Consider the following 21697-nt stretch of genomic DNA (forward strand, 5'->3'; position numbering starts at 1 on the left):
CTACTACGGCGACGAGATCGGCATGGGCGACAACATCTGGCTCGGCGACCGCGACGCCGTCCGCACCCCCATGCAGTGGACCCCCGACCGCAACGCCGGCTTCTCCTCCTGCGACCCCGGCCGGCTCTTCCTGCCCACGATCATGGACCCGGTCTACGGCCATCAGGTCACCAACGTCGAGGCGTCCATGGCGTCGCCGTCCTCGCTGCTGCACTGGACCCGCCGCATGATCGAGATCCGCAAGCAGAACCACGCCTTCGGTCTCGGCTCCTACACGGAACTGCAGTCCTCCAACCCGGCGGTGCTGGCCTTCCTGCGGGAGTACGAGGACGACCTCGTCCTGTGCGTGCACAACTTCGCCCGGTTCGCGCAGCCGACGGAACTCGATCTGCGGGAGTTCGCCGGCCGTCATCCGGTCGAACTGTTCGGCGGGGTGCGTTTCCCCGCCATCGGTGAACTGCCGTATCTGCTGACCCTCGGCGGGCACGGCTTCTACTGGTTCCGGCTTTCCCGAGTGGCATCCCGCATCGGTCGACGACTTTGAGCGTGTGCCGACGAAAGGACGCGTCACCATGCCGAAGACCGCTTTCCTCCGCGCCAGACGTTCGGTCGTCGCCGACCCGATGCTCTCGTTCGGCGACCTGCTGCGCGACTGGCTGCCCCGGCAGCGCTGGTTCGCGGGCAAGGACCGGCCCGTCACGGAGCTCGGTCTGCTGTCGATGACCGAGCTGTTCCCGGGCTGTCTGCACCTGCTGGTGCAGACCGGCCCCACGCCGGTGCCGGCCCCCGGCGGCGGAACGTCGGCCGGTGACTGCTACCAGCTGCTGCTCGGCGTACGCAAGCATGCGTCGCCGCGTCTCGGCCGGGCGCTCATCGGCCGGGCGGAGCGCGGGCCGTTCGCGGGCATGACGGTCTACGACGCCCTGCACGACCCCCGGTCGGCGCAACTGCTCCTGGAACGCCTGCGGCACCCGGGATCGGCCGGTCCGCTGCGCTTCGAGGGCGACGCGTCCGTGCCCGTGCCGGCCGGGCTGCCGCCGCGGCTGCTGGACGCCGAGCAGTCCAACTCCTCGCTGGTGTACGGCGACGAGTTCATCCTGAAGCTCTTCCGGCGTGTCCAGCCCGGGATCAACCCCGACCTGGAGGTGCCGGGCGCGCTGGCCGGACAGGGCTGCCGCCGGGTGCCGGCCCCGGTGGCCTGGTTCCGGACCACGCAGCCGCAGGAGGCGACGCTCGGCGTGCTCCAGCCGTACCTGCGGGACGCCTCCGACGGCTGGGCACTGGCGCTGCGCGCGCTCGCCACCGGGGACGACTTCACCACGCGCGCCTACGAACTGGGGAGGGCCATGGCGGAGGTGCACCTCGCGCTGGCCTCGGCCTTCCCCTCCGGTACGCATGACGAGAGCGGCCGTACGGCGGCTGCGATGACCGAGCGGCTGGACTCCGCCGCGCACTGCGTGCCCGCCCTGAAGCCGTACGTGCCCGGTCTGCGGGGCGCCTTCGGCGCGCTCGTCGCCTGCGATCCCGGGCCTCCCGCCCAGCGCATCCACGGCGATCTGCATCTGGGACAGGTGCTGCGGGCGGGGCGCGAGTGGTTCGTGATCGACTTCGAGGGCGAGCCGTCCCGTCCGCTCGCCGAGCGGCGCAGCACCCAGTCCCCGCTGCGGGACATCGCCGGCATGCTGCGCTCCTTCGACTACGCGGCCCGGCAGCGCCGCCCGTGGCGTCCGGAGTGGGCGCGCCGCTGCCGGGAGGCGTTCTGCGCGGGCTACGCGGCCCGCGCCGGATGGGATCCACGCAAGAAGCACGGACTGCTCCGTGCCTATGAGACGGACCGGGCGGTCTACGAGGTCCTCTACGAGGCCAGGCACCGCCCCGACTGGCTTCCCGTACCCATGGCGGCGATCGAACGTCTCGCCGTGAGAGGAGACTGACCCGTGGCCCTGCGCGACGACACCTCGCTGCCCGAGCCGTCCGGACCCACCCCGTGCGGAACGGCCCCACCCCTGGACCCCGCCGACCGCGGACGCCTGCTGTCGGGCGCCCACCACGACCCGCACGCGCTGCTGGGCGCCCACCCGGTCCCGGGCGGGATCGTCTTCCGGGCGCTGCGCCCGTTCGCCCGTTCGGTGAGCGTTGTGGCCGACGGCGTGCGCAGACGCCTCGCCTCCGAGGGCGACGGCCTCTTCTCCGGCGTCCTGCCGCTCGACGCGATCCCCTCGTACACGCTGCTGGTGGTGTACGCGGACGGCGAGCAGGAGGTGCACGACCCGTACCGCTTCCTGCCCGCCCTCGGCGAGACCGACCTCCACCTCATCCGTGAGGGACGGCACGAACAGCTGTGGAAGGCGCTGGGCGCCGAGCCGATGACCCACGAGGGCGTGCGCGGCACCCGGTTCACGGTGTGGGCGCCGAACGCGCAGGGCGTGCGGGTGGCCGGCGACTTCACCTTCTGGGACGGGCAGGCGTTCCCGATGCGGTCCCTCGGGGCGTCCGGTGTGTGGGAGCTGTTCCTGCCGGGCATCGGGGAGGGCACGCGGTACAAGTTCGAGATCACCTCCCGTCACGGCGGCCGGTTCCTCAAGGCCGACCCGATGGCCCGCCGCTGCGAGGTGCCTCCCGACACGGCGTCCGTCGTGACCTCCTCGCGGTACGAGTGGGGTGACGAGGAGTGGATGGCCCGGCGCGGGGACGTGCCGGTGCACCAGGCGCCCTTCTCGGTGTACGAGGTCCATCTGCCGTCCTGGCGGCCTGGGCTGACGTACCGTCAGCTGGCTGACGAGCTCCCGGCGTACGTCAAGGACCTCGGCTTCACCCATGTCGAGCTGATGCCGGTCGCGCAGCACCCCTTCAGCGGTTCCTGGGGCTACCAGGTCACCGGCTTCTACGCGCCGATGGCCCAGCTCGGCACCCCCGACGACTTCAAGCACCTCGTCGACGCCCTGCACCGGGCCGGGATCGGCGTGATCATGGACTGGGTGCCGGCGCACTTCCCGAAGGACGACTGGGCGCTGGCCCGCTTCGACGGGGACCCGCTGTACGAGCCGGGGGACGACCGGCGGGCGGAGCATCCGGACTGGGGCACCTACGAGTTCGACTTCGGGCGGGTCGAGGTGCGCAACTTCCTGGTCGCCAACGCCGTGTACTGGTGCGAGGAGTTCCACATCGACGGCCTGCGGGTGGACGCCGTCGCCTCCATGCTCTACCTCGACTACTCCCGCGACTCGGGGCAGTGGACGCCGAACGTGTTCGGGGGCCGCGAGGACCTGGCCGCGAAGGCGTTCCTCCAGGAGATGAACGCGACCGTGTACCGGCGGGCCCCGGGCGTGGTGACCATCGCCGAGGAGTCCACAGCGTGGGAGGGGGTGACCCGGCCCACCGACAGCGGCGGTCTGGGCTTCGGGCTGAAGTGGAACATGGGCTGGATGCACGACTCGCTCGAGTACATCAGCCACGAGCCGGTCCACCGCAAGTACCACCACAACGAGATGACCTTCTCGATGGTGTACGCCTACAGCGAGAACTACGTCCTGCCGATCTCGCACGACGAGGTCGTCCACGGCAAACAGGCCCTCGTGTCGAAGATGCCGGGCGACTGGTGGCAGCAGCGCGCCAACCACCGGGCCTACCTGGCGTTCATGTGGGCCCACCCCGGCAAGCAGCTCCTCTTCATGGGCCAGGAGTTCGCCCAGGGGGCCGAGTGGTCCGAGCCGCACGGTCCCGACTGGTGGCTGCTGGACCCGGCGTACGGGGCGGCGGCCGACCACCAGGGAGTGCGTGACCTGGTCCGCGACCTCAACACCGTCTACCGGCACACGCCGGCGCTGTGGCAGCGCGACACCGACCCCGGCGGCTTCCGGTGGGTGGTCGGCGACGCCGCCGAGGACAACGTGTTCGCGTTCTTGAGGTTCGACGCCGAGGGCTGCCCGCTCCTGGCCGTCTCCAACTTCTCCCCCGTCGTCCGCCACGACTACCGGCTCGGCGTCCCGGACGACGTCGTCGCCTGGTACGAGGCTCTCAACACCGATGCCGCGCGGTACGGCGGCGGCGACGTCACGTACCCCGATCCGCTGAAGCCCGAGAACGGGGTCGTGCGGCTGACGCTGCCGCCCCTGGCGACGGTCTGGCTGACGCCACGCCCCTTCTGATCTGAGGCCCGTGCGGCGGCAACAGGTGTCCGAACGGCCCCGAGGGGGCAGTCGGGGTCGTACGAACGAGGATTCCTCGTCGCCGCCAAGGGGCCAGAGAAAGGGCTGCATCACGTGCGCACCGTCGGAGTGGAGGAGGAACTCCTCCTGGTCGATCCGGAGACGGGCGAGCCGCAGGCGCTGTCCGCCGCGGTCCTCGCCCGCGCCTCGCGGGACGACGCCGATCAGGACGTCTTCGAAAAAGAACTGCACAACCAGATGCTCGAGTTCGCGACGCATCCGCAGTCGGCCATGGAGGAACTGCACGCGGAGATCGTCCGCTGCCGCAAGGAGGCCGCCCGGCACGCCGAGGAGAGCGGCTGCGCCGTCGCCGCGCTCGCCACCTCACCGTTGCCGGTCAGCCCGTCCGTGGCCTCGGGCCGCCGCTACCAGTGGATGGCCGAGCAGTACGGGATCGCCACCCAGGAACAACTCGTCCTGGGCTGTCATGTGCACGTTTCCGTGGAGTCCGACGAGGAGGGCGTCGCCGTCCTCGACCGGATCCGGCCCTGGCTGTCGGTGCTGTCCGCGCTGAGCGCCAACTCCCCCTTCTGGCAGGGCAAGGACACCGGCTACAGCAGCTACCGCAGCCGGGTGTGGCAGCGGTGGCCGTCGGCCGGTGCGACCGAGCCGTTCCGCTCGGCCGAGCGCTACCACCGCAGGGTCGCGGACATGGTGGCCACCGGGGTGATCCTGGACGAGGGGATGATCTACTTCGACGCCCGGCTGTCCCGGCAGTATCCGACCGTGGAGATACGGGTGTCGGACGTCTGTCTGCGGGCCGACACCGCCGTGCTCGTCGCCACCCTCACCCGCGGACTCGTCGAGACCGCCGCGCGTGAGTGGCGGGAGGGTGTGGAACCCGCGGGACACAGCGTGAGCCTGCTGCGAATGGCGTCCTGGCGGGCCGCCCGCTGGGGCCTCACCGAGGAACTGCTGCACCCCGCGACGATGCGGCGCATGCCCGCGGAGACGGTGGTGCGGGCCCTGCTGGAGCACGTCGAGGACGCCCTCGCCGACAGCGGCGACCTGGACCGCGCCCGCGAGACCTGCGACGAGCTGCTGCGCGGCGGCAGCGGCGACCGGGTGCAGCGCGCGCTGCTGGAGCGGACCGGCAGCCTGCGCGACGTGGTCACCGAGTGCGTGCGTCACACGCAGGCGTAGGGCCGCCGCCCCGTACCTCCGCCGGCTCTCTCACAACACCAGGATCAGGGCGTACGCCAGGAAGAACGCCGCGACGACGACGGCCAGGACGAGGATCACGGCCAGCGGTGCCTTGGCCCAGCCCTTGGGGGGATTGTGTGTCTCCCGCGGGCCGGCCTCGGACATGCTGCTCTCGGCCGGCGGAGTCTCGCCGGGCGGCACACCGCCGCCCGGTTCCAGACCGGTGGTGCGCTCGGGATCGGGATCAGGGTTCGGATAGTTCATGCCGTCCGGGTTCCCCGGCACGCCGAGATCATCGGCGTCGGGCCAGTTGTGCGTTCCCGGCCACCCCGCGCTGCCGCCTCGGCTAGATTCGAGCACCGCGGACAACCGTGCTCATCGGCGGCGTCACAGCCCGTACACGTCAGGATCAGCATGCGCGACGACGCTCCCCCTTCCCCGGCCGCCCGACCGTCGACCGGCGGGCTGGCCGACAGCGTCTTCGACATGGCGGCTCTCGACCCCACCCGCCCGATGCTCGCCCGCCGCGCCGACGCCGCCTCCTCGGTCTGGGAGGAGGTGACCGCGGCGGACCTGCGGGACCAGGTGGTGGATCTGGCCAAGGGGCTGGTCGCGTGCGGGATCTCGCCGGGCCACCGCGTGGCGATCATGGCCCGCACCCGGTACGAGTGGACGGTCGTCTGCTATGCCCTGTGGGCGGTGGGCGCCGAGGTCGTCCCCGTCTACCCGGCCTCCTCGCGCGAGCAGGTCGAGTGGATCCTGCGGGACGCGGGGTGCGTGGCCGTCGTGGTCGAGGACGAGCAGTCGGTGATGACGGTGGGCTCGGTGTGCGCGTCCCTGCCCCTGCTGCGGCACGTCTGGCAGCTGGACTCGGGCGCGCTGGCGGACCTGGCGGCGCGGGGCCGGTACATCCCGCAGGCCACCGTCGACTCGCTGCGCCGCATCGTGCTGCCGGACGCCACCGCGGCCGTCGCCTACACCTCCGGCACGGCGGGCCGCCCCCTCGGCTGCGCGCTGAGCCACCGCAGCCTGGCGAACCCCTGCGACACGCTGCTGGCCGGCTGGGGACACACCGTCGCGCCGCCCGGGGAGCAGGGGTCCGTGCTGGCCTTCCTGCCCTTCTCCCACGTGTACGGCCTCATGATCCAGAACCTGTGCGTGCGCGGCGGCCTGCTCATGGCGCACGAGCCCGACCTGAGCGAGGAGGCGCTCGCGTCGGCGCTGCGGACCTTCCGGCCCACGTACTTCTACGCGGTCCCGTCGATGTTCGAGAAGATGTACACGACGTTCCTGCGCACGGCCCAGCAGAGCGGCCGGGGCGCGCTGTTCGAGCGGGCGGCCGGCACCGCGCGGGACTTCGCCGCGGCGTGCGAGCGCCAGCGGCTCGGCGAGGGGCCGGGCCCCGGCTTCGACTTGCGGCTCCAGCACGCCCTGTACGAGCGGACGGTGTACCGCAAGCTGCGCGGCGCGCTCGGCGGCAGGGCCCGCCGCGCCACCTCCGGCGGCTCGCCCCTGAACCGGGACCTCTCGCTCTTCTACGAAGGCATCGGCCTCTACGTCCACGACGGCTACGGGCTGACGGAGACCAGCGGCGGGATCACGATGCAGCCGCTGGGCCGGGAGAAGTCCGGGACCGTCGGACAGGCCCTGCCGGGCACCGGCATCCGGGTGGCGGACGACGGGGAGATCCTGGTGCGCGGGCCGTCGGTGTTCCAGGGCTACGTGGGCGACGAGCCGGCGTCACGGGCCGCGCTGCGCGGCGGCTGGCTGGCCACCGGCGACCTGGGGCGGCTGGATTCCCAGGGCTATCTGACGATCACCGGCCGCAAGAAGGACATCATCGTCACCAGCAGCGGCAAGAGCGTCGCCCCGGCCGGGCTGGAGCACCGGCTGCGGATGCACCCGCTCATCCACCAGGCGGTCGTCGTGGGCGACAACCGGCCCTGCGTGGGGGCGCTGATCACGCTGGACCCGGACTTCCTCGCGCACTGGCGGGCGGGCCTGGCGATGCAGAGCGACACGCCGAGCCGGGAGGCGCGGGAGGAGAACGCGCTGCGGGAGGAGATCACGCGGGCCGTGGCGGCGGCCAACAGCGCGGTGTCGCGGTCGGAGTCCATCCGGGTGTTCCGGGTGCTTTCGGAACCGTTCGACCTGGCCAGCGGATTGCTGACGCCGTCGATGAAGCTGCGCCGCGACCTCATCGTGCGCACCTACGCGCTGGAGATCGACGCGATGTACCAGGCCCGCTCGCGCGCCGGACGCACCCGGGTACCGGACGAGTCGGCGGCCTGGGACGAGGCGGACAACGTATTCGGGTGAGCGCGGTCGTCGCGGCGCAGGACGAAGGGCGCATGCGGGATGACCCCGCATGCGCCCTTTCGGTACCGTCGGTCCGCGGTCCCGGATCAGCCGCCGATGTACCAGGTGCCGCCGCCGCCGGACGCGGCCATCGCCAGCAGTACGGCGAAGATGACCAGATCGATGATGCCGAGAATGACGCCGGCCTTGGCCATTCCCGCCCCGCCCTTGGCCGACGCCTGGCGCATTCCCACCGCGCCCAGCACGATCGCGATCGGGCCGAGAATCACATTGAAGAAGATCAGTCCGATGATTCCGCAGATGAGACTCGCGATAGCCAGACCATTGGTGCGCGACCTGGTGGACGCGGCAGAGGAACTGCCGTAGCTCGTCATCACATTCTCCCGGTGTCGGGTTCTTGGATTGATGTGCGAGTGCCCTCCAACACGCCCTATACACCGGCCAGTTGCCGAAAACGGCCGGGCGTGATCTCCGCTGTGCGGGAAACCTGTCATCGCATGAATTCGACATTCCTCATTCCGTTTGTTGCCGACGCGGTTCGGAACGGGAGGTAAGCGGTGCTTTTTCTGGTCGTGGCACTCGTCCTCCTGGCCGCCGTGCTCGGCTCCGTGGCCTATCTGCCGCTGCCCGTCACCCTGGTCGCCAGTGCGGTGATCGCCGTGTGGCTGGCCGTCTTCGCCGCGCGTGAACGCCGGCGGCGGACGCGTACGGAAGGGAGCTGAGACATGAGGCTGACCGCGGCGCCCCGGCAGAGCGCGGGCAGGCGGGACACCGAGGGCATGGCCGTCGCGTCCTTCGTCCTCGGTCTGGTCGGACTGGTCGTCCTGAACGTGGTCCTGGGACCCATCGCCATCGTGCTGGCCGTCCTCGCCCTGCGCAGGGACACCCCCCGCCGTTCTCGGGCCCTGCTCGGGCTCGGGCTCGGCATCGCGGACCTGGTGCTCCTCGCCGTCCTGGTGACCGTCAACGGCGGTGCGGCCTGGACGGCGTTCGGCTGAGCAGTGATGTTCGGCACATCCGGGTTTACCCGCGCCGGTTCGTCGTAGACGCCGGTGAGAGACCCGCGCCGACCCACCGGGAGCCGCCGCCCATGCACCACCACCGTCGTTCCAGAGTCGTCTGCTCCGCCGGGGCACTTCTCACCGGCATCGGCGCCGCCCGGTGCGCCGGCGGCCCGCACGGGAGGGCGGCGGCGGTCCTCGTGCTCGTCACGCTCGGCCTCGTCGCCGCGGCCGTCCGCGCGTCACGAACCCATGCCCAGCTGGTGCGGGCCCATCGGCTCGCCCGGCACCTCGCGCTGGGCGCGGCACCGCGATGGCCGGCGCCCGAGCCCTGCTGCGACTTCTGGCGGGTCCGCGACGACGCCGGCCACCTTCCCGACTGCCGCCACGCGGACGGACCGGCCGCCGAGGTGGCGCGGGGATGGCGGGAGCTGGACGCCGCGTGCTGCCTGCGCGGCTGGGAGTCCCGCGGAGCCGTTCACGACGCCGGCGCGTGTGTCTCGCGGACGGCCGCATAGCCCGGACCCCGGCGGCCCGTACGGAACCCTGTCGTGCTGTCTCGGGTTCCGTACGGACGCCGGGGTCCGGGGCGTGCGTCAGCGCCTGCGGGCCCCCAAGGAACTGCCCACACCTGCGAGGTGCAGGGCCAGCACCATCAGTCCGATGAGCATGACGTTCGTCGACGTGAAGACGTCGTTGGTCGAGATCTCGGCGGCGTTGATCAGAAACGCGATGAAAAACAGTACGGCCGCTGCTATGGCGAGCACGGTCACCCTCCGTTCGTAGTCCCCTAGGAGATCCCTCTGCCCCGGATCCGCGACGACAGGCACGACAACGGATCACGGAGGCATCACGGGGCTCCGGGCTGATCGCGCCACCGCGCGCGTAGGCTCCGTCTGCCTGGGAACTAACAAACGGTGGGGGCGCAAGAGAAGGGACTACAGCCCTGCTGACGCCGGGCGGGGAAGGCGAGATGGCAACCGAGCCGCATAGGGACGACACACTGGCTTCCAAGGAGATCCCGAGCCGCAGCACCCGATTCTCGGGGGAGCTGCGCAACGTGACGGGTGCGCGCCTGGAAGCGGAGAAATTCCTCTCAGATCTGGCACGCACCTCTCCGCCGGCCGCGCCGGAGTACTGGGACGACATACTCCTGGTCGTGACGGAGCTGGCCGCCAACGCGGTCCAGTACGCGCCGGGACCGTTCGGACTGTGCATGCGCCGGACGTTCGACGGCGTGCACGTCGTCATGGAGGACACGAACACCACACCGCCGGCGCCCCGGCCCTTCCACCCCAACCACGGTGGCGGCGGCATCGGGTGGCACCTGATCCACACGCTGTGCGACCAGGTCAGCGTCGTCACCGGCGAGCACGGCAAGGAGATCCACGTCTTCCTGCCCTGGTGAGGATGGCCGGCGTGAGGATGGCCGGCGTGAGGATGGCCGGCGTGAGGATGGCCGGCGTGAGGATGGCCGGGGTGAGGATGGCCGGCGTGAGAGCGGCCGCGGTGCAGGGGCCGCGGTCCAGCGGCCGGATCCGTCAGCCGGACACGTCCCGCAGCGGCACGAAGACACGGATGGTCTTGCCGCCCTCGGCACGCCTGTCGATGGCGATGTCCCGGGCCAGACGGATGATCAGGGGCCAGCCGTAACCGTTGCCGTGATGGTCGGCGGGCAGCACACCGGATCCGTAAGCGACCTCGGGGATCACGTCACTGTGGTCGTGGACGGCCAGCCGGACGCCGTCGGGCATGGCCTCGACGTCGAACCCGGCCAGCCCGCCACCGTGCCGGATGGCGTTCGTGACCAGTTCCGAGACGACGAGGGTCAGGTCGATGACGTCGTCCTCGCGCACCGTACGGCTCTCCGCGTCCCACCGGGCGCGCACCACCGACTGGGCATACGCGCGTGCCGCCGCGGCCGTGCTCACCCCGGGCGCGGTGCGGGCCGTCTCCGAGGCGCGGTCCGCCGCCCTCACGGCCCCGTCACTGCCCGGGGCGCCTCCGTCACGGACTCGACGTCGCCGGCCAGGACGGAGAACCCCGCCGTTCCTGTCACCACACTCAGCCTCTCCACGTTCTCGATGCGCCGTCGGCCACGCTCCGCGACCGCCCCGCGCCCGGGGCTTCGGCGGACGCCTCGGGCGGCGCCCCGCCCGAGGCGTCCGCGGCGCTGCCCACGTTCGCTGCCGGCGCGTTCCGCGTACCGCCCCAGGCCCTCCCGGGTCAGGTGGTGGTCGTCGTGCCGCGTGGCGGGAGCCGATGATAGTAGGCGCCGACGCTCGCCAGGTACGCCTCGTCCATGGTCTCGCTGTCCGTCCGGAACCGGGGCGCCGCCTTCACCTCGCCCCGTGTGCAGGACAACGTGATCTTCCGGCCCGCGGTGTCGACGCCGGTCACGACGCCGACCGGCACCAGGACGCTCCGGCCGAAGACCCACACGCCCGTGTCGACGACCAGGTGGCGCATGCCGAACGGGTCGGCCTGCCGGTCCACGTGGCCGATCGTGCCGTCGGTCGCTGCCACGGTGTACCCCGTGAGTTCCTGTCCCTCCATGTGACCGCTGTCCGGTGCGTACGACCAGATTCCGTCGATGGCCACAGCGCTTCTTCCTCCCCGACCCGAAGACGACCTGCCCGCGGGCCAAAGTCGCTGCCGCCCGCTCCACAGCAGCAATTACCCTCCAGCCGCGTTCGCACGCTGCGCGGGACGCCGCAACGCAGAGGTGTCGGCGCCGGAGCGGGTGGGAAACCGTATCCAGTACCCAGGGTCCGCGTGGGTATGCGTCTTCGGCGCGTGATTCGTGTCCGGAGGCACCAGGAGGCGCGACGCTTTGTCCGCCGCTCGGCAGGTGGGTTAGCCTGCGGCGTATTTCTCATCAAGCAGATCCGTGAACTGCGGAAATGCACACACTGCTTGCGGGGCCGCCCGAAGGCCCGGCCGGGTTCCGAGTCCTCGTCGACCGAGGGCTCCTGGGGAGTGGAACGAGGGTGCGCATGACCAGCAACACCACCGAGGTCACCGACGCGGTCCCGGGCGATCAGGAGCTGAGGCAGCTCCTCGCGGGCCTGACGGCCGTACGGGACGGCGATTTCGGCACCCGCCTGCCGGCTGACGGCGAGGGCCTCATGGGTGACATCGCGACCGTGTTCAACGGCATGGTCGACCAGTTGTCCGTGTTCACCTCCGAGGTCACCCGGGTGGCCCGCGAGGTCGGCACCGAGGGAACACTCGGCGGACAGGCGGAGGTACCGGGCGTATCGGGCACCTGGGCCGATCTCACGGACTCCGTCAACGCCATGGCGGGCAACCTGACGACTCAGGTGCGCGACATCGCCCAGGTGGCCACGGCCGTCGCCAAGGGCGACCTCTCCCAGAAGATCGACGTTCCGGCCCGGGGCGAGATCCTCCAGCTGAAGGAGACCGTCAACACGATGGTCGACCAGCTGTCCGCCTTCGCCGACGAGGTGACCCGCGTCGCCCGCGAGGTCGGCAGCGAGGGGCGGCTCGGCGGACAGGCGCAGGTGCCCGGGGTCGCCGGCGTCTGGCGGGACCTCACCGACTCGGTGAACGGGATGGCGGGCAACCTCACCTCTCAGGTCCGCAACATCGCCCAGGTGACGACGGCCGTCGCCCAGGGCGACCTCTCCCAGAAGATCACGGTCGACGCCCGCGGTGAGATCCTCGAACTGAAGAACACCATCAACACGATGGTCGACCAGCTCTCCGCCTTCGCCGACGAGGTCACCCGCGTCGCCCGAGAAGTCGGCACCGAAGGACGCCTCGGCGGCCAGGCCGACGTCAAGGGGGTCAAGGGCACCTGGCGGGACCTCACCGACTCGGTGAACTTCATGGCGGGCAACCTCACCTCCCAGGTCCGCAACGTCGCCCAGGTGGCGACCGCCGTGGCCAAGGGTGACCTCACCCAGAAGATCACCGTCGACGCCCGCGGTGAGATCCTCGAACTGAAGAACACCATCAACACGATGGTCGACCAGCTCTCCGCCTTCGCCGACGAGGTCACCCGCGTCGCCCGAGAGGTCGGCACCGCCGGGAACCTCGGCGGCCAGGCGCAGGTCCGGGGTGTCTCGGGCACCTGGAAGGACCTCACCGACAACGTCAACGTGATGGCGTCGAACCTGACCGGCCAGGTCCGTTCGATCGCCCAGGTCGCCACCGCCGTGGCCCGGGGCGACCTTTCGCAGAAGATCACGGTGGAGGCCAAGGGCGAGGTCGCGGCCCTGGCGGACGTCATCAACACCATGGTCGACACCCTGTCCGCGTTCGCCGACGAGGTCACCCGCGTCGCCCGCGAGGTCGGCACCGAGGGACGCCTCGGCGGCCAGGCCCACGTGCCGAACGTGGCCGGTACGTGGAAGGACCTGACCGACAACGTCAACTCGATGGCGAACAACCTGACGGGTCAGGTGCGCAACATCGCGCTGGTGACGACCGCGGTGGCCAAGGGCGACCTGTCGAAGAAGATCGACGTCGACGCCCGCGGCGAGATCCTCGAACTGAAGACGACCATCAACACGATGGTCGACCAGCTGTCCGCCTTCGCCGACGAGGTCACCCGCGTCGCCCGCGAGGTCGGCACCGAAGGACGCCTCGGCGGCCAGGCCGAGGTGGAGGGCGTCTCGGGCACCTGGAAGCGCCTCACCGAGAACGTGAACGAGCTCGCGGGCAACCTCACCCGGCAGGTGCGCGCGATCGCCGAGGTCACCAGCGCCGTCGCCGAGGGCGACCTGACCCGCTCGATCACCGTGGAGGCCTCCGGCGAGGTCGCCGAGCTCAAGGACAACATCAACTCCATGGTCGGCTCGCTGCGCGAGACCACGCGGGCCAACCAGGAGCAGGACTGGCTCAAGACGAACCTCGCCCGCATCTCCGGCCTGATGCAGGGGCACCGCGACCTGCCGGTCGTGGCCGAGCTGATCATGGACGAGCTGGTGCCGCTGGTGTCCGCCCAGTACGGCGCCTTCTACCTCGCCGAGGACGGTGACGACGGCCCCGAGCTGCGGCTCGTCGGCTCCTACGGCTATCCCGAGGACTCCACGCGGCCCACCCGCATCGCCTTCGGCCGCACCCTGGTCGGCCAGGCCGCGCGCAGCCGCCGCACCATCACGGTGGACGGACTGCCGCCCGACTACGTGACCATCTCCTCGGGCCTCGGCCAGGTCGTGCCGAGCGCGCTGGTGCTGCTGCCCATCGTGGTGGAGGGTCAGGTCCTCGGTGTGATCGAGCTCGCCTCGGTCACCCCCTTCACCGAGGTGCACCAGGACTTCCTGGAACAGCTGATGGAGACCATCGGCGTCAACGTGAACACGATCGTGGCCAACGCCCGGACCGACGAGCTGCTGGACGAGTCACAGCGTCTGACGGCCGAGCTCCAGGCGAGGTCGGCGGAGTTGCAGTCCCAGCAGGAGGAACTGCAGCGCTCCAACGCCGAGCTGGAGGAGAAGGCCTCGCTGCTGGTGGCCCAGAACCGGGACATCGAGGCGAAGAACCTGCAGATCGAGCAGGCCCGGCAGGAACTGGAGGCGCGCGCCCAGCAGCTGTCGCTCGCCTCGAAGTACAAGTCGGAGTTCCTGGCGAACATGAGCCACGAGCTGCGCACCCCGCTCAACAGCCTGCTCATCCTCGCCCAGCTGCTCGCCCAGAACCCCTCCCGCAACCTCACCCCGAAGCAGGTCGAGTACGCGGGCATCATCCACTCCGCGGGGTCGGACCTGCTCCAGCTGATCAACGACATCCTCGACCTGTCGAAGGTCGAGGCCGGAAAGATGGACGTGGCGCCGGAGGTCGTCTCCCTGCGGCAGCTCATCGACTACGTGGAGGCCACCTTCCGGCCGATGACGTCGCAGAAGGGCCTGGACTTCACGGTGACCACGGCCCCCGGCGCACCGGCGGACCTGCTGACCGACGACTCCCGCCTGCGTCAGGTGCTGCGCAACCTGCTGTCCAACGCGGTCAAGTTCACCGAGCAGGGCGGCGTGGAGCTGCGTATCGAACCCGTGGCCGACGGCGAGGTGCCCAACGGCGTGCTGGGCGGGGTGACCATCGTGGCGTTCCGCGTGAAGGACACGGGCATCGGGATTCCGGAGCAGCAGCTGGAGACGATCTTCGGCGCGTTCCAGCAGGCGGACGGCACGACGAGCCGCAAGTACGGAGGCACCGGCCTCGGTCTGTCCATCACCCGGGAGATCGCCCATCTGCTCGGTGGTGCGGTGACGGTGGACAGCACGCCCGGCCAGGGCAGTACGTTCACGCTCTTCCTGCCGGTGGCCCGTCCCGACTTCGAGGAGCTGCTGGACAGCGGCCGGGTCCTGGAGAGGGCGCTGGACGTCCCGCTCGCCCCGGACACCGTGGGCGGCCGCCAGGCGGCCGCCGGCCCGGTGGCCGCGGCCGGCGAACGCCGGCGCCGTCTGCTCGTGGTGGAGGAGCGCTCCCGCGGTCTGCTGACCCTGGTCGCCGAGAGCGTGGTCGCGGACGTGGCCCACGGCCGGAGCGGCAGCAGCCCGGGAGCCGCGGTCGACGTCATCACCGCCGTCGGGGCCCAGGAGGCCGCGGGCGCCCTGGCCGACGAGCCGTGCCACTGCGTCGTACTGGAACTGGGCATGCCGGACGGCGAGGCCGCCCGCTTCCTGGAGGCGCTGGAGGGCGACTCGGCGCTGGCGAGTGTCCCGGTGCTCGTGCACAGCGGTCACCGTGCCGACCTCGCCCTGGAGGAGGCCCTGCGGTCCCGCGCGGCAGGCGGCTCGCTGGAGTTCCTCTCCAGCCTGGACGAGCTGCGCGAACGCATCGCGCTGCACCTGTCGGCCGAGGAACCCGGAGACGTGCTGTCCCTGGTCCGCACCGAGGAGGCGCAGTCGTTGGCGCCGCAGCCGGTCGACGGCTCGTTCCGCGGCCGTACCGTGCTCGTCGTCGACGACGACGCCCGCAACCTCTTCGCGCTCAGCGGGATCCTCGAACTGCACGGGTTCCGGGTGCTGCACGCGGACAACGGCCGCAAGGGCATCGAGGCCCTCGTCAACAACCCGGACATCGCCCTCGTACTGATGGACGTCATGATGCCGGAGATGGACGGTTACACGGCGACGGCCGAGATCCGCAGGATGCCGCAGTACGCCGAGCTGCCCATCATCGCCGTCACCGCGAAGGCGATGCCCGGTGACCGGGAGAAGTCCCTCGCCTCGGGCGCCAGCGACTACGTCACCAAGCCCGTCGACACCCAGGATCTGATCGCCTGCGTCGGACGGTGGCTGCCCGCATGAGGCCGGCCGTCACCGCCCGGCACGCGGTGCGGCCGGGCCCGCGCCGCCTCTTCCGTCCCCGAGGGCCTGTCGGCCGAGGAGCCTTCGCACTGTGAGCGTCTCCGAACACCCGCACGAGCACGACGACGGTGAGGCACGGCACGCGTCCGCCGCTCCCTCCGCTCGGCCGGACGCGCCGCCCGGCGGCGACGGCGGCGAACCGACGGCCGGCGGGGAGTTGGAGAACGGGCCGGCCCTCGACGAGACGCCCGACGACGGGCCGGCGGGTGACGGGCGGACCGGCGACGGGCCGGCCGTTCCCTCCGGCTCCCCCGTCGGCAGGCTGGCCGCGACCGTCGAGCGGCTGCGCCGTGAGGTGCGGGCCGCCCAGGCGGAGGCGGAGGGGCGGGCCCTGATCGAGCTCGCCAAGGGCATCCTGGTCGAACGTCTGCAGTGCGGTCCCGCGCAGGCCGCGCGCCAGCTCGCCGAGCTGGCCGAGCAGGCCAAGGTCACGCCCCTGGAGTTCGCGGTCGAGGTCATCAACCAGGCCGCCCGGGACCGGATGTCCGAGGTGACCGACGCCTTCCTCGCCGCCACGTCGGGCGACGCGGACCCGGCGGGCGAGTCCGCGGCCGTACGGCTGCGGGCCGCCGAGAGCGGCGCGCTGGCCGCGGACGACACCCAGGCCGTCGCGGACTCCCTGCTGCGGCAGGCCCTGCGGCCGCTCGGGGCGGTGGCCGTCGCCATCTGGGCGGTCGGCCCGGACGGGTCCCTCACGCTGGCGGGCAGCGCCGGTTTCTCCCCGGCCGAGGCGGCGCGCTGGCGCTATGTGCCGCCGGACGTGGCGACGGTGGCCCGGCGCGGCCTCACCGAGCGCGCGGGGCAGTGGATCACGTCCCTCGCCCAGACCGGTCTGCCCAGCATCGGCCGGCACCACCACCCGGACGGCGGCCGGGCCGCACTGCCCGCCGGGACCGGCGGGCGCGTCCACGGCGTGCTGGAGATCGCCTGGCCGGAGCCGCTGCCCGCCCAGCCGGCGCGGATCGTCCGACAGGTGGAGGCCCTCGCCGAGCTGTGCGCCCACACGCTGGAGACGTACACGCAACACCACGACCTGGCGCAGGAGCCTCGCGTGCTGCCGGACGCGGCGGAGCTCATGGACCTGGCCGACGGGCTGCACGACCCCGCTCTGGTCCTGGTGCCGCATCTCGACGACTCCGGCCACCTGGTGGACTTCCGCATCCAGCATGTGAACGGCCGGTTCCTCGATCCCGCGGGCCGTTCACGCGCCGTCGTCAACGGTGCCCTGCTGCTGGAGGCCTACCCGATGGCCGCCGGTGTGAGCGAGCTGTTCCAGCGCGTGGAGCGGGTGTACGCGACGGGCGAGCCCTTCCGGGCGCGCCGGATGAACCTCACCTCGCTCGTGGACCAGGTTCCGCTGTCGACCGTCGCCGACATCAGCATCAGCCGGCACGGGAGCGGTGTCCTGCTGCTGTGGCGGATCGAGGACGAGACCGCCCGGCTGGCGAGCCTGCTCCAGCACGCCCAGCGGCTCGGGCGGATCGGCGGGTTCGAGGAGAACCTGCTGACCCACGAGATCACCTGGAACGGTCAGCTCTTCGACCTGTACGGCCGTGACCCGTCGAGCATGCCGGTGCCGCTGGAGGAGCTCCCCGCCCATGCGCACCCGGACGACACCACGGCCATCCGCCGGTTCCTGCGCACCGTGCTGAACCAACGACGGTCCGCGTCCACGGCGTTCCGGCTGCAGCGGCCCGACGGCGTCACCCGGCACATCAGGGTCGTCGCCGAGCCGGTGCTCGACACACACGGCCGGCTGTTCGCCGTCCGCGGGGCCTACCAGGACATCTCGGCCCAGCACTGGACCGAGGTCGCGCTCGCGGCCACCCGCGACCAGCTCGCGCACACCGAGCAGCAGGCCACCGAGCGCAACCGGCTGACGCTTCAGCTGCAGCACGCCATCATGCCGCCCGCCCAGGCCCCGCTCGAGGTCCCCGACCTCCAGGTGGCCGTCCGCTACCGGCCGGCTGAGACGGAGCAACTCGTGGGCGGCGACTGGTACGACGCCGTCGTGCTGCCGTCCGGGATGGTCCTGGTGTGCGTCGGTGACGTGGCGGGGCACGGCATAGAGGCCGCCACGAGCATGGTCGTGCTGCGCAACGCGCTGCGCGGGCTGGCCGTCACCGGTGCCGGGCCGGCCCAGCTGCTGTCGTGGCTCAACATCGTCGCGCACCACCTCACCGGTGCCGTCACCGCGACGGCGGTCTGCGGACTGTACGACCCCGAACGGCACACCCTGCGCTGGGCGCGGGCCGGTCATCTCCCGCCCGTGCTGGTACGCGCGGCGGAGGCGTCGCCGCTGCCCCTGGTCAAGGGCCTGCTGCTCGGGGCCGTGCCCGAGGCGGTCTACGAGGAGGACGAGATCCAGCTGGCCGCCGGAGACACCCTGCTGATGTACACCGACGGTCTGATCGAGCGCCGCGACCGTTCCGTGGAGGAGTCCCTGCGTCATCTGCTGACCACGGCACGCAGCGCGCCCAAGACACTCGACCAGCAGCTGGACCGCCTGCTCACGTACAGCAAGTCGGACACCGACGACGACACCTGCATCGTGGGCATCCGGGTCGGCTGACGGCCCGGACGCGCGCGAGGGCGGCGGAGCCGTCGGCCGGCCGGGCGGAACGGGTTTCGCACCTCATCCGCATACCTCGCGGGATCCCGGGTAAGCGCGGGGCGGCACGGTGACGGACGACGACCCGAAAGGCGCTGGATGAGATCGGCAGACCGATGAGAGCTTGATCACGGAACACCGCCGGAACCGGTGTGCACCGAAATTGCTGACAGGGACGACCAGCCCTGGCCGTATGCGTTTGTGGAGGTACTTGTGTCCATTGCCCAGAACCCCTTGTCCGTCGAGGTCACCCTGCCGAGGGAGGACGTCGCCCTGATCGCGGTCGAGGGCTATTTGGACGTAGACACCGCAACGGAGTTCCAGCATCACCTGGCCAACCAGCTCCACCACGGCCGGCGGCACTTCCTGCTGGACCTGTCGGCCGTGCCCTTCATGGACTCGTCCGGCATGAACATCATCCTGCGCGTGTACCAGGAGGCCCGCGGCATACCGGGCAGCGTGCACATCATCTCCCCCGCTCCGGCGGTACGGCGGATCCTGGACCTGACGGGTGTGAGCATCACGGTTCCGGTGTCGGAGAACCTCGACGAGGCACTCGCCCGCGTCGACGCGTTCGGGACGGATCAGGACCTGCAGGACGAGCGACAGCTCTGATCCGGCGGGCGTTCCACCGCCGTCACCGGGCTTTTCGCCCCACGGTGATCGTTTGTCCGGCACGAGGTGTCGTACGAGGTGGGGCCATGGTTACAGTGGTCGCCCGGCAGGGTCATATCGCCGTCTCGTTGCCTCCAGCGGGTTCGGTGCGACGCAACCCGACGAGGATCTGAGGAGTAATGCAGGTGCCGGAGCACGAATCGGTTGGGCAACACGCATCACCGGCACGGGAGGTCGGGGAATTCCTGCGCCGCCGCGGTGAGCAGATCGCCCAGCGATGGGCCGACGAACCGCTGTTCCGTACGGTGTTCACCGTCTCGCGGGACGAGGCGGTGGAAGCGGGCAAGATCGTCGTCGACTCGCTGGCACAGGTCGCCGACACGGACCAGGTGCACGATCCCGACGCCGCCGGGTTCACCGTGGTGCGTGAGCAGCTGTCCCGGATGGGCGCGGCCCGCTCGCGGGCCGGCTTCACCACCTCGCAGGTGTCGAACGACGTGAACGCCCTGCGTCCGCCGGTCGAGAACCTGCTGCTCGCCGACCTCCCCGAGGACGACGCCGACCGGGTCCGCGAGTGCACCACGGCGCTGACGGTGCTGATGGGCACGCTCCGGCTGGTCGTGCTGGAGACGGCGCTGAGCGAGGGGCAGGCCCTGATCGAGCGGCAGCGGCTCCAGTTGATGGAGGTGGCGACCCCCGTCATCAAGCTGTGGGACGGCGTCGTGGCCGTGCCGCTGATCGGCACGCTCGACAGCGCCCGCAGCCAGGTGGTCATGGAGAGCCTCCTGGAGGCCGTGGTCGACCAGCACGCCCGGTTCGCCATCCTCGACATCACCGGTGTGCCCACCGTCGACTCCCTGGTGGCCCAGCATCTGATGAAGACGGTCGCCGCGACCCGGCTGATGGGCGCCGAGTGCATCGTCTCCGGCATCCGTCCGGCCATCGCGCAGACCATCGTGCATCTGGGCCTGGACCTGGGCACCGTGATGACCCGGTCGAGTCTGGCCGACGCCCTGGCGTACGCCCTGCACCAGCTGGGCACCGACATCATCAACTCGACGCCCGGCGGTGCGGGGCCCCGGTGAGCCACGACTTCTCCCGCCCGGTCACGGGCCACGTGCCGGTCCTCCGGCTCGGTGACGTCCTCCTGGTCACGCTCCAGGGGGATCTGTACGACAGCACGGCGCAGCAGCTCCAGGAGGACATCGGCGAGATGATCGTCAGCACCGGGGTGACCGGTGTGGTCATCGACATCTCCGGAGTGGAGATAGTCGACTCCTTCCTCGGGCGGGTGCTGGCCGAGATCGCGGCGAACGCCCGGCTGCTGGCGGCGCGGACCGTGGTCGCCGGGATGCGGCCGGCGGTCGCGATCACGATGGTGGAGCTGGGGCTGACGCTGCCGGGGCTGCGCACCGCGCTCACCACCGAGGCGGCCATGGAGCTCCTCGCGGGGCTTGATCCGGACACCCGCTCCGGCGGCCTGCGCCAGGAGAGCCGGTGATGCAGACAGCCGCGGGTGTCGAAGCCTGCCTGCCGATCCGTTCGGACATGGATCTGGTGTGGGTGCGACAGCATGTGCGGCAGGCCGCCGGCCTGCTGGGCTTCGGACTGGTGGAGCAGACCAAGCTGGTCACCGCGGCCAGTGAGCTGGCCCGCAACACCCTCGTGCACGGCGGGGGCGGCCAGATGGAGACGGCGCCCGTGGTCAGCGGACGGACCCGTGGGCTGCGGCTGACCTTCTCCGACGAGGGGCCGGGCATCCCCGACCTGGAGCGGGCGCTGAGCGACGGCTACACCTCCGGCGACGGCCTCGGCATGGGCCTGGGCGGTGCGCGCCGTCTGGTGCACGAGTTCGCCGTCGACAGCACCCCCGGGGTCGGCACCAAGGTCACGGTGGTCTCCTGGGCGGCGATGCCGCCCAGGCCGCGTGAGGAGTCCTGAATGCCGCGCGTGTGGGACGTACCGGTGCACGACTCGACCCGGGTGCGTGACGCCCGGGTCGCCGCGGAGCACGCGGCCGCCCTCGCCGGGCTCGACGAGCCGCGGACGGCGGCGGCCGCGCTGGTGGCGACCGAGCTGGCCACCAACCTGCTCAAGCACGCCGGGGGCGGTCAGCTCCTCATCGACGTGGTGGACCCGGCCCTGCCCGCGGCGGGCGGCGCCCCCCTGGTGCAGGTCGCCGCGGTCGACCACGGGCCGGGCATCGCCGACGTCACCACCGCCCTGCGTGACGGTTACTCCACGGCGCGGTCCCTCGGGGCCGGGCTCGGCACCTGCCGCCGCATAGCGGACGACTTCGGCCTGCACAGCTCGCCGGGGCGGGGCACGGTGGTGCTGGCCCGCATCGGGGCCCGGCCGCGGGAAGCGGCAGCAGCTCCTCGGCCGACTCCGCGGCCAGCGCGGGAACCGCCTCCTCGATCGCCTTGTAGTCCTCGGTCACCGGAGGGCCGTCGAACCTCCTGC

At 71.4% G+C, this 21697-nt stretch carries 21 protein-coding genes; 16 read left to right on the forward strand and 5 right to left on the reverse strand.

The window, feature by feature from the left end; all coding sequences use genetic code 11:
- From ACWD0J_RS37590 to ACWD0J_RS37605, 4 genes are all read left to right on the forward strand, one after another.
- Positions 1–544, forward strand: a 544-nt coding sequence (locus tag ACWD0J_RS37590) for an alpha-glucosidase C-terminal domain-containing protein (RefSeq protein WP_451500363.1), incomplete at its 5' end; no start/stop codon positions are given.
- Between the two features lie 28 nt (positions 545–572).
- Positions 573–1934, forward strand: coding sequence for a maltokinase N-terminal cap-like domain-containing protein (locus ACWD0J_RS37595; protein WP_451500364.1), 1362 nt, complete (start codon positions 573–575; stop codon positions 1932–1934).
- A 3-nt stretch (positions 1935–1937) separates the two neighbouring features.
- Positions 1938–4148, forward strand: coding sequence for a 1,4-alpha-glucan branching enzyme (glgB, locus tag ACWD0J_RS37600; protein WP_451500365.1), 2211 nt, complete (start codon positions 1938–1940; stop codon positions 4146–4148).
- Between the two features lie 114 nt (positions 4149–4262).
- Positions 4263–5351 (forward strand): glutamate--cysteine ligase 2, encoded by a 1089-nt coding sequence (locus ACWD0J_RS37605; protein WP_451500366.1) that lies wholly within the window; start codon positions 4263–4265, stop codon positions 5349–5351.
- Positions 5352–5381: 30 nt separating this feature from the next.
- Here ACWD0J_RS37605 and ACWD0J_RS37610 read toward each other — a convergent pair whose 3' ends face one another.
- Positions 5382–5615 carry a DUF6480 family protein gene (locus ACWD0J_RS37610; RefSeq protein WP_451500382.1) on the reverse strand — a complete coding sequence of 78 codons (234 nt, stop codon included), beginning with the start codon at positions 5613–5615 and terminating at the stop codon, positions 5382–5384.
- A gap of 150 nt (positions 5616–5765) precedes the next feature.
- Between ACWD0J_RS37610 and ACWD0J_RS37615 the strand changes: the two genes are divergently transcribed.
- Positions 5766–7670: an AMP-dependent synthetase/ligase gene (locus ACWD0J_RS37615; RefSeq protein WP_451500367.1), complete on the forward strand. Its 1905-nt coding sequence runs from the start codon at positions 5766–5768 to the stop codon at positions 7668–7670.
- A gap of 86 nt (positions 7671–7756) precedes the next feature.
- On the opposite strand, the gene ACWD0J_RS37620 is transcribed toward ACWD0J_RS37615, so the two are convergent.
- Complete coding sequence (locus ACWD0J_RS37620; protein WP_451500368.1) at positions 7757–8044, reverse strand: DUF4190 domain-containing protein; 288 nt, start codon at positions 8042–8044, stop codon at positions 7757–7759.
- A gap of 183 nt (positions 8045–8227) precedes the next feature.
- On the opposite strand from ACWD0J_RS37620, the gene ACWD0J_RS37625 reads away from it, so the two are divergent.
- The 3 genes from ACWD0J_RS37625 (at position 8228) to ACWD0J_RS37635 (ending at position 9189) form a co-directional block, all read left to right on the forward strand.
- On the forward strand, positions 8228–8392 hold the full coding sequence (locus ACWD0J_RS37625; protein ID WP_451500369.1) for a hypothetical protein: 165 nt from the start codon (positions 8228–8230) through the stop codon (positions 8390–8392).
- A 3-nt stretch (positions 8393–8395) separates the two neighbouring features.
- A complete protein-coding gene (locus ACWD0J_RS37630; RefSeq protein ID WP_451500370.1) occupies positions 8396–8668 on the forward strand; it encodes a DUF4190 domain-containing protein in 273 nt (90 codons plus the stop codon).
- A 92-nt stretch (positions 8669–8760) separates the two neighbouring features.
- Positions 8761–9189 (forward strand): hypothetical protein, encoded by a 429-nt coding sequence (locus ACWD0J_RS37635; RefSeq protein ID WP_451500371.1) that lies wholly within the window; start codon positions 8761–8763, stop codon positions 9187–9189.
- Positions 9190–9267: 78 nt separating this feature from the next.
- Here ACWD0J_RS37635 and ACWD0J_RS37640 read toward each other — a convergent pair whose 3' ends face one another.
- Complete coding sequence (locus ACWD0J_RS37640) at positions 9268–9444, reverse strand: hypothetical protein (protein ID WP_451500383.1); 177 nt, start codon at positions 9442–9444, stop codon at positions 9268–9270.
- A 200-nt stretch (positions 9445–9644) separates the two neighbouring features.
- Between ACWD0J_RS37640 and ACWD0J_RS37645 the strand changes: the two genes are divergently transcribed.
- Positions 9645–10079: an ATP-binding protein gene (locus tag ACWD0J_RS37645; RefSeq protein WP_451500372.1), complete on the forward strand. Its 435-nt coding sequence runs from the start codon at positions 9645–9647 to the stop codon at positions 10077–10079.
- A gap of 133 nt (positions 10080–10212) precedes the next feature.
- Here the strand turns inward: ACWD0J_RS37645 and ACWD0J_RS37650 are convergent, their stop codons facing one another.
- Together ACWD0J_RS37650 and ACWD0J_RS37655 are read right to left on the reverse strand one after the other, a co-directional pair.
- Entirely contained in the window at positions 10213–10650 is a 438-nt protein-coding gene (locus ACWD0J_RS37650; protein ID WP_451500373.1) for an ATP-binding protein, read from the reverse strand.
- Positions 10651–10897: 247 nt separating this feature from the next.
- Complete coding sequence (locus tag ACWD0J_RS37655) at positions 10898–11272, reverse strand: PRC-barrel domain containing protein (RefSeq protein ID WP_451500374.1); 375 nt, start codon at positions 11270–11272, stop codon at positions 10898–10900.
- A gap of 395 nt (positions 11273–11667) precedes the next feature.
- Here ACWD0J_RS37655 and ACWD0J_RS37660 point away from each other — a divergent pair, with 395 nt between their 5' ends.
- From ACWD0J_RS37660 to ACWD0J_RS37690, 7 genes are all read left to right on the forward strand, one after another.
- Entirely contained in the window at positions 11668–15948 is a 4281-nt protein-coding gene (locus tag ACWD0J_RS37660; RefSeq protein WP_451500375.1) for a HAMP domain-containing protein, read from the forward strand.
- 91 nt (positions 15949–16039) lie between these two features.
- Positions 16040–18580, forward strand: a complete 2541-nt coding sequence (locus ACWD0J_RS37665) for a SpoIIE family protein phosphatase (protein ID WP_451500376.1) — start codon at positions 16040–16042, stop codon at positions 18578–18580.
- A gap of 252 nt (positions 18581–18832) precedes the next feature.
- Positions 18833–19234: an STAS domain-containing protein gene (locus ACWD0J_RS37670; protein ID WP_451500377.1), complete on the forward strand. Its 402-nt coding sequence runs from the start codon at positions 18833–18835 to the stop codon at positions 19232–19234.
- A gap of 185 nt (positions 19235–19419) precedes the next feature.
- The gene (locus tag ACWD0J_RS37675; RefSeq protein WP_451500378.1) at positions 19420–20319 is read left to right on the forward strand and encodes an STAS domain-containing protein; all 900 of its coding nucleotides are present in this window, start codon (positions 19420–19422) and stop codon (positions 20317–20319) included.
- A complete protein-coding gene (locus ACWD0J_RS37680; protein ID WP_451500379.1) occupies positions 20316–20735 on the forward strand; it encodes an STAS domain-containing protein in 420 nt (139 codons plus the stop codon). Before ACWD0J_RS37675 ends, ACWD0J_RS37680 begins: the two co-directional genes overlap by 4 nt.
- Positions 20735–21175, forward strand: coding sequence for an anti-sigma regulatory factor (locus tag ACWD0J_RS37685; RefSeq protein ID WP_451500380.1), 441 nt, complete (start codon positions 20735–20737; stop codon positions 21173–21175). The genes ACWD0J_RS37680 and ACWD0J_RS37685 overlap by 1 nt, the downstream gene beginning before the upstream one ends.
- Positions 21176–21697 (forward strand): anti-sigma regulatory factor (locus tag ACWD0J_RS37690; RefSeq protein ID WP_451500381.1); only part of this gene is annotated, 522 nt, incomplete at its 3' end.

This window comes from Streptomyces sp. NPDC003011, from assembly GCF_053591515.1.

Excerpts from the sequence above, each read along its gene's own strand:
- ACWD0J_RS37595 (WP_451500364.1), top strand. The coding sequence starts at position 573 with ATGCCGAAGACCGCTTTCCTCCGCGCCAGACGTTCGGTCGTCGCCGAC.
- ACWD0J_RS37610 (WP_451500382.1), bottom strand. The coding sequence starts at position 5,615 with ATGAACTATCCGAACCCTGATCCCGATCCCGAGCGCACCACCGGTCTG.
- ACWD0J_RS37615 (WP_451500367.1), top strand. The coding sequence starts at position 5,766 with ATGCGCGACGACGCTCCCCCTTCCCCGGCCGCCCGACCGTCGACCGGC.
- ACWD0J_RS37620 (WP_451500368.1), bottom strand. The coding sequence starts at position 8,044 with ATGACGAGCTACGGCAGTTCCTCTGCCGCGTCCACCAGGTCGCGCACC.
- ACWD0J_RS37630 (WP_451500370.1), top strand. The coding sequence starts at position 8,396 with ATGAGGCTGACCGCGGCGCCCCGGCAGAGCGCGGGCAGGCGGGACACC.
- ACWD0J_RS37635 (WP_451500371.1), top strand. The coding sequence starts at position 8,761 with ATGCACCACCACCGTCGTTCCAGAGTCGTCTGCTCCGCCGGGGCACTT.
- ACWD0J_RS37645 (WP_451500372.1), top strand. The coding sequence starts at position 9,645 with ATGGCAACCGAGCCGCATAGGGACGACACACTGGCTTCCAAGGAGATC.
- ACWD0J_RS37660 (WP_451500375.1), top strand. The coding sequence starts at position 11,668 with ATGACCAGCAACACCACCGAGGTCACCGACGCGGTCCCGGGCGATCAG.
- ACWD0J_RS37685 (WP_451500380.1), top strand. The coding sequence starts at position 20,735 with ATGCAGACAGCCGCGGGTGTCGAAGCCTGCCTGCCGATCCGTTCGGAC.